11 protein-coding genes are annotated in these 14,653 nt (G+C 74.7%); 8 read left to right on the top strand and 3 right to left on the bottom strand.

Features of this window, described 5'->3' with window-relative positions:
• Positions 1–47: 47 nt before the first annotated feature.
• The 3 genes from ABZ693_RS20255 to mug all read left to right on the top strand — a co-directional run bounded on the left by ABZ693_RS20255 (position 48) and on the right by mug (position 2,994).
• Positions 48–830 (top strand): SGNH/GDSL hydrolase family protein, encoded by a 783-nt coding sequence (locus tag ABZ693_RS20255; protein ID WP_359878932.1) that lies wholly within the window; start codon positions 48–50, stop codon positions 828–830.
• A 155-nt stretch (positions 831–985) separates the two neighbouring features.
• Positions 986–2,428 carry an adenylosuccinate lyase gene (gene purB, locus ABZ693_RS20260; protein WP_359878935.1) on the top strand — a complete coding sequence of 481 codons (1,443 nt, stop codon included), beginning with the start codon at positions 986–988 and terminating at the stop codon, positions 2,426–2,428.
• A 2-nt stretch (positions 2,429–2,430) separates the two neighbouring features.
• Positions 2,431–2,994 (top strand): G/U mismatch-specific DNA glycosylase, encoded by a 564-nt coding sequence (mug, locus tag ABZ693_RS20265; RefSeq protein ID WP_359878938.1) that lies wholly within the window; start codon positions 2,431–2,433, stop codon positions 2,992–2,994.
• A gap of 26 nt (positions 2,995–3,020) precedes the next feature.
• On the opposite strand, the gene ABZ693_RS20270 is transcribed toward mug, so the two are convergent.
• The gene (locus ABZ693_RS20270) at positions 3,021–3,464 is read right to left on the bottom strand and encodes a hypothetical protein (RefSeq protein WP_359878941.1); all 444 of its coding nucleotides are present in this window, start codon (positions 3,462–3,464) and stop codon (positions 3,021–3,023) included.
• Positions 3,465–3,606: 142 nt separating this feature from the next.
• On the opposite strand from ABZ693_RS20270, the gene ABZ693_RS20275 reads away from it, so the two are divergent.
• A complete protein-coding gene (locus tag ABZ693_RS20275) occupies positions 3,607–4,764 on the top strand; it encodes an ROK family transcriptional regulator (protein ID WP_359878944.1) in 1,158 nt (385 codons plus the stop codon).
• A gap of 106 nt (positions 4,765–4,870) precedes the next feature.
• Here the strand turns inward: ABZ693_RS20275 and ABZ693_RS20280 are convergent, their stop codons facing one another.
• Positions 4,871–5,611, bottom strand: coding sequence for a GntR family transcriptional regulator (locus tag ABZ693_RS20280; RefSeq protein WP_359878946.1), 741 nt, complete (start codon positions 5,609–5,611; stop codon positions 4,871–4,873).
• A 328-nt stretch (positions 5,612–5,939) separates the two neighbouring features.
• The gene (gene sigJ, locus ABZ693_RS20285; protein ID WP_435842481.1) at positions 5,940–6,779 is read right to left on the bottom strand and encodes an RNA polymerase sigma factor SigJ; all 840 of its coding nucleotides are present in this window, start codon (positions 6,777–6,779) and stop codon (positions 5,940–5,942) included.
• Positions 6,780–7,195: 416 nt separating this feature from the next.
• On the opposite strand from sigJ, the gene ABZ693_RS20290 reads away from it, so the two are divergent.
• The 4 genes from ABZ693_RS20290 (at position 7,196) to ABZ693_RS20305 (ending at position 14,621) form a co-directional block, all read left to right on the top strand.
• Positions 7,196–8,812 (top strand): alkaline phosphatase D family protein, encoded by a 1,617-nt coding sequence (locus tag ABZ693_RS20290; protein WP_359878951.1) that lies wholly within the window; start codon positions 7,196–7,198, stop codon positions 8,810–8,812.
• Between the two features lie 82 nt (positions 8,813–8,894).
• Entirely contained in the window at positions 8,895–10,343 is a 1,449-nt protein-coding gene (locus ABZ693_RS20295; protein ID WP_359878954.1) for an SWIM zinc finger family protein, read from the top strand.
• The gene (locus ABZ693_RS20300; RefSeq protein WP_359878956.1) at positions 10,340–13,081 is read left to right on the top strand and encodes a DUF7824 domain-containing protein; all 2,742 of its coding nucleotides are present in this window, start codon (positions 10,340–10,342) and stop codon (positions 13,079–13,081) included. Before ABZ693_RS20295 ends, ABZ693_RS20300 begins: the two co-directional genes overlap by 4 nt.
• A gap of 88 nt (positions 13,082–13,169) precedes the next feature.
• Positions 13,170–14,621 carry a GNAT family N-acetyltransferase gene (locus ABZ693_RS20305; protein ID WP_359878959.1) on the top strand — a complete coding sequence of 484 codons (1,452 nt, stop codon included), beginning with the start codon at positions 13,170–13,172 and terminating at the stop codon, positions 14,619–14,621.
• Positions 14,622–14,653 lie beyond the last annotated feature (32 nt).

Raw genomic sequence — 14,653 nt, forward strand, 5'->3', positions numbered from 1 at the left:
TCGTCCGACGGCGGGCGGTCCATACCGCGCGGTACGATCGCTGGGTCATGGAGATGAATGCCACGTACACCAGTCTCGTCGCCGTCGGCGACAGCTTCACCGAGGGTATGTCGGATCTGCGGCCCGACGGTTCGTACCGGGGGTGGGCGGATGTCCTCGCGGGCCGGCTCGCCGCCCACACGTCCGGTTTCCGCTACGCCAACCTCGCCGTGCGCGGCAAGCTGATCGGCCAGATCGTCGACGAGCAGGTGGACGCGGCGGCCGCCATGAAGGCCGATGTCGTCACCCTGGTCGGCGGGCTCAACGACGCCCTGCGCCCGAACTGCGACATGGACCGGGTGCGCGACCGGCTGGGCGAGGCCGTCGAGCGGCTGGCGCCGTCCTGCGGGCGGCTGGTCCTGATGCGCAGCCCCGGCCGCAACGGCCCGGTCCTGGACCGCTTCCGGCCGCGCATGGAGGAGCTGTTCGCGTACGTGGACGAGCTCGCCGCCCGGCACGGCGCCCTGGTGGTCGACCTGTACGGCGCCCCGGCGCTCGCCGACCCGCGGATGTGGGACGTGGACCGGCTCCATCTGACGGCCGAGGGGCACCGGCGGGTGGCCGAAGCCGTGTGGCAGACCCTGGGACTGCCGGCCGAGGAGGACTGGCGGACCCCGCTGGCGCCGGGCCCGCGTCCGCGCTGGGCGTCGCGCCGGCTCGCCGACGCCCGGTTCGCCAAGGAACACCTGGGCCCCTGGATAGGCCGCCGGCTCACCGGCCGCTCGTCCGGCGACGGCCTGCCGCCCAAGCGCCCGGAGCTGCTGCCGTACGAAGGCCCGGACGCCGGCTGACGGCCCGGGGCGCGCAGGGGCCGGGCCGGAGGTACGGGCGGGCCGGACCGGCGGCGCGGCCGAGCCGGACGAGCGGCGTGACGCCCGTCTCGTAGCAAGCTCCAGTCCGGACCGTGGCGCTGACCTGCACGAAAAGACCAGTAGAATCTGGACATGTGACTGCTGTGACTGCGAAGCCCCGCATCCCCAACGTCCTGGCCGGCCGCTACGCCTCCGCGGAGCTCGCCGTCCTCTGGTCCCCCGAGCAGAAGGTGAAGCTGGAGCGCCGGCTGTGGCTCGCCGTGCTGCGCGCCCAGAAGGACCTCGGGATCGAGGTGCCGGACGCCGCGCTCACCGACTACGAGCGCGTGATCGACCAGGTCGACCTGGCCTCGATCGCCGAGCGCGAGAAGGTCACCCGGCACGACGTCAAGGCCCGCATCGAGGAGTTCAACGCCCTCGCCGGCCACGAGCACGTGCACAAGGGCATGACCTCGCGCGACCTCACCGAGAACGTCGAGCAGCTCCAGATCCGGCTCTCCCTGGAGCTGATGCGGGACCGCACGGTCGCCGTCCTGGCCCGCCTCGGCACGCTGTCCGCCGAGTACGCGGAGCTGGTCATGGCCGGCCGCTCGCACAACGTCGCCGCCCAGGCCACCACCCTCGGCAAGCGCTTCGCGACCACCGCCGACGAACTGCTCGTGGCGTACACCCGCCTGGAGGAGCTGCTCGGCCGCTACCCGCTGCGCGGCATCAAGGGCCCCGTCGGCACCGCGCAGGACATGCTGGACCTGCTCGGCGGCGACGCCGGCAAGCTGGCCGACCTGGAGCGCCGGGTCGCCGGCCACCTCGGCTTCGCGCACGCCTTCACCTCGGTCGGCCAGGTCTACCCGCGCTCGCTCGACTACGACGTGGTCACCACCCTGGTGCAGCTGGCCGCCGCCCCGTCGTCGATCGCCAAGACGATCCGCCTGATGGCGGGCCACGAGCTGGTCACCGAGGGCTTCAAGCCCGGCCAGGTCGGCTCCTCCGCGATGCCGCACAAGATGAACACCCGCTCCTGCGAGCGCGTCAACGGCCTCATGGTCATCCTGCGCGGCTACGCGTCGATGACCGGCGAGCTGTCCGGCGACCAGTGGAACGAGGGCGACGTCTCCTGCTCGGTGGTCCGCCGGGTGGCCCTGCCGGACGCGTTCTTCGCGCTGGACGGCCTCCTGGAGACCTTCCTCACCGTGCTCGACGAGTTCGGCGCCTTCCCCGCGGTCATCGCCCGCGAGCTCGACCGCTACCTGCCGTTCCTGGCCACCACCAAGGTGCTCATGGGCGCGGTGCGCGCGGGCGTCGGCCGCGAGGTCGCGCACGAGGCCATCAAGGAGAACGCGGTGGCCTGCGCCCTCGCCATGCGCGAGCAGGGCGCCGAGCGCAACGAGCTGCTCGACAAGCTGGCCGCCGACGAGCGGATCCCGCTGGACCGCGCGCAGCTCGACGAGCTGATGGCGGACAAGCTGTCGTTCACGGGTGCCGCCGCCGACCAGGTCGCCGTCGTGGTCTCCCGTATCGAGGAGATCGCCAAGCAGCACCCGGAGGCCGCCGGCTACACCCCCGGGGCGATCCTCTGACCGTGGTCACCCGACCGACCGCCGAAGAGCTCCAGGCCGCCCGCGACCGCGTCGTTCCCGACGTGGCCGCGGGTGGCCTTTCGGTGCTGTTCTGCGGGATCAACCCCAGCCTGATGACGGCGGCGACGGGCCACCACTTCGCCCGGCCCGGCAACCGCTTCTGGCCGGTGCTGCACCTGTCCGGCTTCACGCCGCGCCGGCTGGCCCCGGCGGAACAGGGCGAACTCCTCTCGTACGGCCTCGGCATCACCAACGTGGTGGCGCGGGCGACCGCGCGGGCCGACGAGCTGAGCGCCGAGGAGTACCGGGAGGGCGGCCGGATCCTGACCGCGAAGGTGGAGCGGCTGGCGCCGCGCTGGCTCGCGGTCGTCGGGGTGACCGCGTACCGCACGGCATTCGGTGAGCAAAAGGCCGCGATCGGGCCGCAGGAGCAAACAATCGGCGCGACGCGGATCTGGGCGCTGCCCAATCCGAGCGGGCTGAACGCGCACTGGACGGCGGAGTCGATGGCCGAGGAGTACGCGCGGCTGCGGGAGGCGGCGGGGATCCCGGACCGGCGCGCGTAGCCCGCCCGGCCCGCGCTCGCGCGTTCTCACGGCGGGTCGACGGTGGTGACGACGGCGACGAGCTGGAACGGCAGTTCCTTGTCCCACTGGGACACGCCGAGGGCGATCCACCGCTCCCCCGCCCGCCACAGACGCAGGTGGGGGACGTGACAGCTCAGTGAGGGCCAGGGCTCGGGTATGTCCTCGCCGTCCATGCTCCGCTCGAGGACAGGCCAGAGGCTGAGGATCCGCGGCGCACCCCAGCGGACCTCGAGCAGCGTGGCGAGCCCGTCCCGTTCCGCTTCGTACTGGTCCTCGACGAGCAGGCGGCGGGTTCCGTCGTCCTCCCAGAAGTCCTCGCTGGTGGCGAGCGTGGCGACGTGGTAGCCGGGGCCGCTGTCGCGGAACCCGGAACGCTCGTCGCGGTCCGGGAAGGCGCGGGCGGCCAGGGCGTCGAGCGCCGCGAGGTGCTGGGCCGTCGGGGTCTGCATGGGTCCAGTGAACCGCGCCCCACTGACAGTTGGCGGCCCGTCAGCGGCCCCGGCCCCGAACCGGCTCCGGGGTACGGGGGACTTCTCGCAGGGCATTGAGTACCATCCGGGCAAAGACGCGTACGAGCTGGGAGGACAGACGGTGGGGCGGCTGACCGGCGGGGATCCTTCGCTGCTGCGGCGGATCAACTCCGCGGTGGTACTCCATGCGCTGCGGGGCTCCGACGCGCTCACACTGACGGATCTGACCCGGATCACGGGGCTGTCCCGGCCGACGGTCGAGGGCGTGACCGAGGGGCTGATCGAAGGCGGTCTGGTCGTCGAGGCCGCGCCCGAGGAGGGCGAGACACGACGCCAGGGGCGGCCCGCGCGGAGGTTCCGCTTCCGGGCGGAGGCCGGGCATCTGCTGGGCGTCGAGATCGGCCCGCACCGGGTCGCCGCGCTGATCTCCGGGCTGGACGGGAGGATCATCGGCGCCGGTGCGCGCGAGGTCGCCGACACCGCGCCGGAGGACGAGCGGCTCGACCGGGTCCGGACGGTCGTGGCCGACGTGCTGCGCCGGACCGGGGTGCCCCGGTCCAGTCTGCGGGCGGTCGGGGTCGGCACCCCGGGCATCGTGGAGGCGGACGGGACGGTGCGGCTCGGCACGGCGCTGCCGGGGTGGACCGGGCTGGCGCTGGGCGAGCGGCTGCGGCGTTCGTTCCGCTGCCCGGTGATCGTGGAGAACGACGCCAACGCGGCGGCCGTGGCCGAGCACTGGAAGGGTGCCGCGACGGACTCCGACGACATCGTGTTCGTGCTCGCGGGACTGAGCCCGGGGGCCGGTTCGCTGATCGGCGGGCGACTGCACCGGGGGTACGGCGGGGCGGCCGGCGAGATCGGGGCGCTGCACCTGCTCGGCCGGGGCGCCACACCCGAGCATCTGCTGTCGACGACCGACGAGCCGCTGCAGCCGCTGGACGAGCAGGCGGTGGCCGAGGTCTTCGCACTGGCCCGGCAGGGTGACGCGCGGGCCGAGGCGGCGGTGGAGCGGTTCATCCACCGGCTGGTGCACGACGTGGCGGCGCTGGTGCTCGCGCTCGATCCCGAGCTGGTGGTGGTCGGCGGCTGGGCGGCCGGCCTGGACGGGGTGCTCCAGCCGCTGCGCGAGGAGCTGGCCCGGTTCTGCCTGCGGCCGCCACGGGTGGCGCTGTCGATGCTGGGCGAGGCGGCGGTGGCCACGGGGGCGCTGCGGCTCGCGCTCGACCACGTGGAGGAGCAGCTGTTCGCGGTGGACGGCACGGCGACGGCCCGCCGCTGAGGCACGCGTGGACGGAGAACGGCCCCGGGAGGCTTTCCCGGGGCCGTTCTCCGTGTGCCGTGTCCGCGTGCGTCCGCGCGGCGGCGTGTCCTGGCGCGGACGGCCGTCAGGAGGCCATGGCGAGGTCGCCGGAGTCGCCGAAGGTGAGCCGGCAGGTGTCGGCGCGGTAGGTGGCGACGGAGACGGCGGCGGTGCGGCCGCCGGAGAGGTAGCGGGTGGTGACGACGAGGACGGGGGATCCGGGCAGCCGGTCCAGTTCCCGGGCGTCGTCGGCGCGGGCGGAGCCCAGCTCGACGGAGCGGTCCTGGCCGTCCAGGGTGAGCCGCTGGAGCTCGCGCAGCACGGCGCGGGCGCCGGCGGGGCCCCCGGCCGCGTCGGTCGCGGTGAGGCCCGGGACGGACAGCTCGGGGACGTAGAGGAGCTCGGCGGCGACCGGCAGACCGGCGCTCACGCGCAGCCGGCGCACGATGTGGACGGACTCCGCGGACCGGACGTCCAGGAGGCGGGCGACGGCGAGCGGGGCCTGGCCCGCGACACCGTCGACGGCCTGCCAGGTGTCCTCGCCGACGCCGGGCCAGACGTGCTGCGTGGTGGAGACGTCGACGCCGACGCGCGGCGGGGCGACGGTGGTGCCGACGCCGCGGCGGCGCTGCAGACGGCCTTCCAGCTCCAGCTGCTCCAGGGCCTGACGAAGGGTGGCGCGGGCGACGCCGAAGCGGGCCGCCAGCTCGCGCTCGTTCGGCAGGATCTCACCGACCGCGAACTCCGAGTCGAGGGCTTCGCCGATCACGTTCTTGAGGTGCCAGTACTTCGGCTCCGGCACTGCTTCCAGCTGCGTGGTCCCCACCCTGAATCCTCCGCACGTTCGCCGTGTCCCGCGGCGTGTTTTCCGCGCCCTTGTTTATTAAAGGTTCCTGCACTAACTCTGCGACCATAAGGTGCCGCACACCCTTGGTCAAGACCAATCCTCCGTCAGGGAGGGGTGGGCGGAGCACGATGATCTTGATCGTTCACAGGACGTTCGCGCGGCTGTGTCCCGCGCGCAGCACAACTCCTCCCGGACCGTTCGGGACGGGTCCGGGAGGGGCGTGACCGGGCGGCTTCCGCCCGGCTTCCGTCCGGCTTCCGTCCGGCTTCCGTCCGGCTTCCGTCCGGCTTCCGTCCGGCTTCCGGACTCAGTCGAGCACGAGGCCGCGCAGCTTGTCCGGGTTGCGCACGATGTGGACACAGGCGATGAGGCCGTCGCGGAGCTCGATCTGGAAGACGGCGTCGACACGGCCGTCGAGCAGGGTGATCAGCGCCGGGGCGCCGTTGATCTCCGCGAAGCGGTGGTCGTAGACCTCCTCGGTGCTCCGGGAGGCGCCGACGAGGAAGCGGCCGATCTTGCGGGCGGTCTCGATGATCCGCAGCGGCGCCTTCGACTTGCCGCCGCTGTCGCCGACGAGCCGGGCGTCGGGCGCGAGCATCGCGAGCAGTCCTTCGAGGTCGCCGCCGGTGGCGGCGGCCAGGAAGCGCTCGGTGAGGTCGCGCCGCTCGGCGGGATCGACGTCGTAGCGGGGGCGGCCCTCGTCGACGTGCTTGCGGGCGCGTGCGGCCAGCTGGCGTACGGCGGCCTCGCCGCGGTCGAGGGCGGCGGCGATCTCGGCGAACGGGAAGCCGAACGCCTCGCGGAGGACGAAGACGGCGCGTTCGAGCGGCGAGAGCGATTCGAGGACGACGAGCAGGGCGAGGGAGACGGAGTCGGCGAGCAGGGCCCGCTCGGCGGTGTCGGGCACGGCGGGGCCGAAGTCGGTGAGAACCGGTTCGGGCAGCCAGGGGCCGACGTAGGACTCGCGGCGGGACTGAGCCTGGCGGAGCTTGTCGATGGCGAGGCGGGTGGTGACGCGGACGAGGTACGCGCGGGGCTCGCGGACGTCGCCGCGGTCGGCGGCGGACCAGCGCAGCCACGCCTCCTGGACCACGTCCTCGGCGTCGGCGGCGCGGCCCAGCATCCGGTAGGCGACGCCGGTGAGCATCGGCCGGTGGGTCTCGAACACCGCGGTCGGGTCGGCCGGACCGGGCTGGTCCGCCGGGACGGCCCGGGCCGCCTCGTCGGCCGGTTCTCCTGGGCTGCTCTGGTCGGTGGTCATCTCGCTCGCTACTCCCCCGTGTTCGTCGCTGCGCGGGCCGGCCCCTTCGCCGCCGGACGTCGCGAACTCGACTCTACTCACCGGTAATTGCCGTCGGCGGGGCGTCCCCTGGTGTGTCGGACCTGGCGAAGGCCCCGGAAAAGGCCCGGCCCATCCGGTCCTGGCCCGGGGTACGGCGTCCCGGGCCGCGGTCACGCGGGCCACGCGCGGGGCTGTTGTTCACGTGGGGTTGGGCTGGGCGCCGTACCCGGGCGTTGGGATGGGGCCGACGGTCCCCCTTCCCCGCTTCCTGGAGGCGCTCGATGTCCCAGTCCATCCCCGGCCGGCCGCACGGCACCGCCGGCCCGGTTCCCGCCCGCCGTACGGTGCTGCGCGGCTCGCTCGCCGCGTCCGCCGCGCTGACCGCCGCCGGCGGGGGCGCGTTCGCGAGTCCGGCGTTCGCCCTGTCCGGCCGCCCGGCGGCGGCGTGGGGTGTGCAGACCGGTGACGTGACCGCGCACTCGGGCCTGGTGTGGGTCCGCTCGGACCGGCCGGCCCGGATGATCGTGGAGACCTCGGCGACCGCGTCGTTCCGCCGGGTGCGCCGCCACCAGGGCCCGCTGCTCGGGCCGGGCACGGACTTCACCGGCACCACCGCGCTCGGCGGTCTGCCGGCCGGCGAGCAGATCCACTACCGGGTGACGCTCGCGGACCCCGACGACCCGCGCCGTACCGGCGAGCCGGTCACCGGCACCTTCCGCACGGCCCCGGAGCGTCGCCGGGACGGCGTGCGGTTCCTGTGGTCGGGCGACATCGCCGGACAGGGCTGGGGCATCAACCCGGACATCGGCGGCTTCCGCGCGTACGAGGAGATGCGCCGGCTCGACCCGGACTTCTTCCTGTGCAGCGGCGACGCCATCTACGCGGACGGGGTGATCGAGCCACGCGTGACGCTGCCCGACGGGCGGATCTGGCGGAACATCACCACGCCGGAGAAGGCGAAGGTCGCCGAGACCCTCGCGGAGTACCGCGGCAACTTCCGCTACAACCTCCTCGACCACAACGCGCGCGCGTTCAACGCCCAGGTCCCGTCCATCGTCCAGTGGGACGACCACGAGGTGCGCAACAACTGGTACCCCGGCCAGATCCTGGACGACGCCCGGTACACCGAGAAGAACGTCGACGTCCTCGCGGCCCGCGCCTCACGCGCGTTCGCGGAGTACATGCCGGTGTCCACACTGCACGCGCGCGGGGGCGGCGACCGGGTGGAGGGGCGGATGCACCGGGTGGTGCGGTACGGCCCGCTGCTCGACGTGTTCGTGCTCGACATGCGCTCGTACCGGAACGCCAACTCGCCGGGCCGGCAGGCCGACGACACGGTGGGCATCCTCGGTGCCGAGCAGCTGGCGTGGCTGAAGCGGGAGCTCGGACGGTCGCGCGCGGTGTGGAAGGTGCTGGCCGCGGACATGCCGCTGGGGCTCGTGGTCACGGACGGGGCCACCGACTTCGAGGCGGTCGCGCAGGGCGATCCGGGCGCGCCGCTCGGGCGGGAGCTGCAGATCGCGGAGCTGCTGCGGTTCGTCAAGCACCGGCGGATCACCGGCACGGTGTGGCTGACGGCGGACGTGCACTACACCTCGGCGCAGCACTACGCGCCGGAGCGGGCGGCGTTCCGGGACTTCGCTCCGTTCTGGGAGTTCGTGTCCGGGCCGCTGGCGGCCGGTGGATTCCCGGCGAACGCGCTGGACATGACGTTCGGTCCGGACCGGGTGTTCGTGCGGGCACCGGAGCGGGCCAACCTGTCGCCGATGGAGACCCCGCAGTACTTCGGCGAGGTGGACATCGACGGCGACAGTGGGGAGTTGACGGTCCGGCTGCGCGCCGAGGGCGGTCTGGTGCTGTTCTCGAAGGTGCTCCAGCCGGGTCGCGTCGGCCAGTAAACGACCCTGTAGGCGCAGGTCATCGGGGGTGCGGGCGGGTGTTCACGGCCGATTGTCAGTGGCGGGTCCTACCGTCGTTTCCATGACGCGATCCGTACAGGCGCTCGCCTACGCACGCCCGTCCGCCCTGGAGTCCGCCGGCTCCGGGCGGCTGCTCGGTCTGGAGACGGCCGGGGGGCTCACCCCGCGTGGCGCCGAGGCCCATCCCCGGTTCTTCACCGGTTTCCTCACCTCTCCTCAGATCGCCGCGCGGGGTCTGCTGGCCGTGGCGGACGTGGCCGCGGCCCGCTACCACCAGCGGATCCGGCCGGGTTCGCTGGACCCGGTGGTGACCGGCAACGGGGACCGGCTCCGTTTCGAGTCCTTCTCGGGCTGCGGCGGGGTGTACGCGCGTCTCGACGTGCTGAGCGCGGGGCTCGACGGGGCGGAGACCGGGCACGGCACGACGAATGTGGACGTCAACAATCCGCTGCGGGAGGCGCTGTCGCGGCTCACCGGGGACGATCCGCTGCATCTGCGGGTCGGGCCGGAGGAGCTGGCGGTGACGACGCTCGACGGGCCGGTCGTGGAGAAGAAGGTGCCGCTGCCGGACCGGTGGCTGCGCGGGTTCGCGGAGGCGCAGGTCGCGTCGGCCGGGTTCGATCTGCGGGCGGAGCTGTCGGGTGCGGAGGCGGTCCGTTTCCTGCGGTCGCTGCCGCGCTCGCAGAGCCGGGGGCCGCTGTGGGTGGTGCCGTCGGGGCGGACGCTGCGGCCGACGACCCGGCCGGTCGCGGGCGCGGTGTGCCTGGCGGGGCCGGACCGGCTGATCGCGCTCGAGCGGGTGCTGCGGCACGCGACGGCGCTGCGGGTGTACGGGCCGGTGCCGGACGGGCGGCCCGCGCCGAGCGCCTGGGAGATCGTGCTGCCGGGGATGCGGCTCACGCTGACACTGTCGCCCGATCCCGCGCGCGGCTTCTCCGGCGAGGGCGGTGTCCTGGAGGCGCTGGCCACGGCGGAGGCGGCCGAGGACGCGGAGCTGATCTCGGTACTGCTGGCCTGGGAGCCGCGGATCGACCCGGCCGATCTGGCCGCGCAGTCGGGGCTCGACGTGGCGCGGGTGCGGGCGGCGCTGACCCGGCTCGGCACGGCGGGGCGGGTGGGGTACGACGTGGCGGACGCGGCGTACTTCCACCGGGAGCTGCCGTACGACGCGGACCGGGCCGAGCGGCACAATCCCCGGCTCCTGTCGGCCCGGGCACTGCTCGCCGAGGGCGCGGTGGCCCTGGACGGCGGCCCGGGCGGCGGGCCGGCCTCGGTGAGGTCGGGTGAACGGCTCTATCGGGTACGGGAGTCGGCGGACGGCCGGCTGAGCTGTACGTGCGCGTGGTGGGCGGAGTACGCGGGCCGGCGCGGGCCGTGCAAGCACGCCCTCGCGGTGCGGATGGCCCGGCGCGAGGCGCGGGCGGACGGGACGGCGGGACCCTCGGCGGGGACGCCGGCGGGGATTTCGGCGGAGACTTCGACGGGGACGAGCGTGGGGGGCACGCGATGACGACCGGGACCGGGACGACGGCGGTGGCGGGCGCGGAGCTCGTGGCGGAGGTGCGGGCCGGGCGGCATGCCGCGGTGCCGGCGCTGCTGGAGCGGCTGGACGGGCCGGCGCGCAAGGCGCTGCTGCCGGAGCTGAAGGAGCTCCGCAAGGAGGTACGGCGCTGGGACTGGAACCGCTGGCGGGAGCAGGAGGCGGTGCGGCGCGCGCTGTGGGTGGCGGGGGCCGGCTGCCACACGGGCCCCGCCGCGGCGGCCTCCTGGATCGGCTCGCGTGAACTGGCGGGCTGGAGCGACCGGTTCGCTCCCCTGGTCCTCTCGGTCCTGGAGCACCGGGACACGACGTGGCTCGGCGAGGTCGCACGGCGGCTCGCCGAGCATCCGGCCGCCGCCGAGGAGCAGTTCCGTCTGGTGCACGACCTGGTGGTCCGTACCGGCTGCGCGGTCCCGGGCTCCGAGGGCTATCTGCGGGGCTGGACGCGCACGAGGTACGACCGGGACCTCCTCGACCGGCTGCGGGCCGATCCGCACACGCCCCTGCTCGTACCGCGGGTGATCGAGCTGACGGAGACCCCCGACGCCCTCGCCTGGCCGACGGGTCCCGACCAGCAGGCCCCGTGGCCGGCGGCGCTGAAGGCGCTCGCCGACGAGGGGGTGCTGGACCGGGCCGTGCTGGCCGACGGCTGTCTGTCCCGGCTGCTGCGCGGGGGCCGGCCGCGCGACCTGCGGTTCCCGCTGGCCCTGCTCCAGGCCCTCGGCACGACCGCCCAGGAGCGGAGCGGGCGGGTCGCGGACTGGCTCGGCATGGCGGCGGACGGCCCGTCGCCGGTGGCCGGGTACGCGCAGCAGGTGCTGGGCGAGCTGGCCCTGGAGGGCGGGCTCGGCACGCGGGAGCTGGCCGAGATGTCGGGCGCGGTGCTGTTCCGCACGGAGAAGAAGCTGGTGCGGGCGCAGCTGACGCTGCTGGGCAAGGTGCTGCGGAAGGACCCGGGGGCGGCGGCGGAGCTGCTGCCGGTGATCACCGACGCGTTCGGGAACGAGGACACCACGATCCAGGAGCGGGCGCTCGCCCTGGTGGGCCGTCATCTGGCGGGCGTGGACGAGACGATACGGACGGAGCTGGCCGGTTCGGTCGAGCTGCTGAGCCCGGTGCACCGGGCGGCCGCGGCCGAGCTGTTCGGCGTGAGCGCCCCGGCGACGGACGTCCCGTACGAGGAGATCCTGCCTCCGGTGCCGGAGGCCGCTCCGGTGGCGCCGCCCGCGGAGACGATCGCGGAGCTGGTGGCGGACCTGGTCGCCCTGGAGCGGCATCCGTACGGCTCGCTGGAGGAGTTCGAGCGGGCGCTGGACGGGCTCGTACGCCATGCGCACCGGAACAGGGAGGCGCTGAAGGCGGCGGCCTGGGAGGCGTTCTCGGGGTCGCACTGGCTGGGAGGCGCCGACCACACGACCGACGGCTCGCGGGGCGTGCAGACCGCCATCGCCGGACTGCTCGGCACGGTGCGGGCGGAGCGGATCGACGCCGCCCGCCGGCGCCCCGGAGGGACGCCGTCCTGTGCGCACGAGGCGCTGACGCGGGTGATCGACGCCCGGGTGTGGGAGGCGGCGTGGCTGCTGATGTCGGCGGAGCCGGTGCCGTTCCTGCTGGCCACGCCCACCCTGCACACCGGGTCGATCGAGCCGAGGGTGCTGGTGGAGCGGCTGCGCGCGTACCGGGACGCCGGGGTCGAGCCGCTGCCGCTGGATCTGGCGCAGGCGCTGCTGCGGGTCCGCAAGGCCGACCCTTCGGCGGCCGAGGCGGCCGGGGAGGCGGCCGTACTCGACACCCGGGCGGGGACCCGGCTCGCCGCGTGGCTGACGGCCGAGGACTCGCTGACGCCGACGCTGCGGCTCATGCCCCGCGGGGACACCGCCCGGTCGGGCCAGTGGTGGCTCGCGGACCGGCTGGTGGTCGCGGTCCGGGAGCGGGAGGTCATCCGGGAGGAGTTCCCGCCGGCGTTCGCCTGGCTGGGCGGCTCCCGGAAGGAGATCGTGCGCGGCTGCCACCAGTACCACTGGTCGGTACTGCGTCCGCTGTGGCCGGGGGTCCTGCCGGACGACCGGGAGACGCTGGCGGCCTGGCTGCTGCCGTCGGTGGCGGGCGGGGCCGACTGGGAGGAGCGGGGGGCGGCCGAGGGGCTGACCGCGCTCGCCGAGGCGGACGGCCCGGTGGGTCCGGCCGTCCACCTGTCGCTCGCGGTCGGGCTCGGCGCGCGCCACGCGGAGGACCGGCTCACGGCGGTGGACGCGCTCCTGGTCCTCGCGTCGCGGGGCGAGCTGGATCCGGTGGCGCTGGGCGCGCGGCTCGCGGAGCTGGTGGCCGAGGGGACGGTGAAGCCGAACCGGCTGGCCGACGCGGCCCGGACGGCCGCCGCGACCGGGGCGTACGCGACGGTCCTGACCGTGCTCAGGGAACTGCTGCCGGGACTGCTCGGCGCACAGCGGCCGGTGCGCGGGGCCGGGGACCTGGTGGCGGTGGCCGCCGAGTGCGCGGAGCGGTGCGGCGGATCCGGGGAGATCGCGGGTCTCGCGGAGACGGCGGGCCGGCCGGGTGCCACGCAGCTGGTGGTGCAGGCGCGGCGACTGCGGGCGGCGCTCGGATACGGTTCCGGATACGGTTCCGGATACGGTTCCGGCTCCGGCTCCGGCTCCGGCTCCGGCTCCGGCTCCGGCTCCGATCAACCTACGCCGGAAGTGGTCTAAATCAGTCACTAAGTGGCCAGATCAGGGCTTAACCCGTCGGTCACAACGCGTTCTCGATGACGCAACACCGGCGGGTCAGAGTGAGGTCATGAGTGACAGGAACCCTGCCCGGACCCCCCGCCGCGTCCACCACTGGCGGCACGACCTGATCGAGCTGGCCGCGATGTTCACGGCCGTCGTGGTGGCCGACGCCCTCGCCAAGACCGTCGCCAAGGGGCCGGACGGCCCGTATCTGCTGGTCTTCTCGGCGATCGCGCTGGTCGCCACGGCCGCCTTCCACACCTGGTGGGCCCGGCGGCACAGTCACGCGCCGCCCGCCGGCGATCCCGGCGGCAGCGGGGAGGAATCCCCGCTGCCGCCGGCCGCCGCGCCCGCCGGCGTCCCCACCCCCGCGGGGGACGCCGACGAGCGGGACCCGGCGGGCACGGCCCTGTGGCGGCTGCGCACCACGGTCCGTGACACCCCGGGCAGTCTGGCCGCGCTGTGCACGGTGCTCGCCCGGCACGAGGTCGACATCCTCGCCCTGCAGACCCACCCGCTCGCCGAGGGCACGGTCGACGAGTTCCTGCTGCGGACGCCCGCCGGCCTCCCGGCGCAGACGCTCACCCGGGCGGTCGCCGCGGCCGGCGGCACCGGCACCTGGACCGAGCGGGCCGACGCCCACGATCTGGTGGACGCCCCGACCCGGATCCTCGGCCTGGCCACCCGCACCGCGCTCGACTCCGCCGAACTCCCTCTGGCGCTGCGCCAGCTGCTCGGCCGCTGCACCCTGCGCTCCGTACCGCCGGCCACGCTGGGCGGGCGGCCCGCCGGCGAACCGGCCCCGGTGGAAGGGGTCCTGGCGAAGACCACGATGCGGCTGCGCGACCCCGACGGGGGCACCCTGATCGTCGAACGGCCGTATCTGCCCTTCACGCCGACCGAGTTCGCCCGGGCCCGGGCCCTGGTCGAGCTCGACGCCCGGCTCGGCCCGCGCGTCCCGCCCCACCGGTCCGTCCTCACCCTGCCCAAGGGCGAACAGATCACGGTCCGCCGCGCCGACCGGCGCGACCTTTCCGCCGCGCGCGCCCTGCACGACCGCTGCTCCACCCGCACCCTGCGGGCCCGCTACCACGGCCCCGTCGCCGACGCCGGCCGCTACCTGGACCACCTGCTCAGCCCGCGCTTCGGCCGTACGCTCGCGGCGCAGACGACCTCCGGCCGGATCGTCGCCCTCGGGCACCTGCTCTGGGACGGCGACGAGACCGAGGTCGCCCTCCTCGTCGAGGACGACTGGCAGCGGCGCGGCATCGGCGCCGAACTCCTGCGCGGGCTGGTGGGGATGGCGCGCGAGGCGGACTGCGCGAGCGTGTACGCGGTGACCCAGGCCTCGAACACCGGGATGGTGGCGGCCATGCGGGCGCTGCGACTGCCCCTGGACTACCAGGTCGAGGAGGGCACCCTCGTCGTCACCGCCCGCCTGGCCCCGCGCCCGGCGGCCGCCGCCACCCCCGCCGGGGCGCGCGCCGGAGCGCCGGGTCAGGAAACCGAGCGCCCCTGACCCACCCGGCGTACCGCCGAGGAGCCGAGAAG

Source organism: Streptomyces laurentii (genome assembly GCF_040635425.1).
Taxonomy (GTDB): domain Bacteria; phylum Actinomycetota; class Actinomycetes; order Streptomycetales; family Streptomycetaceae; genus Streptomyces; species Streptomyces laurentii.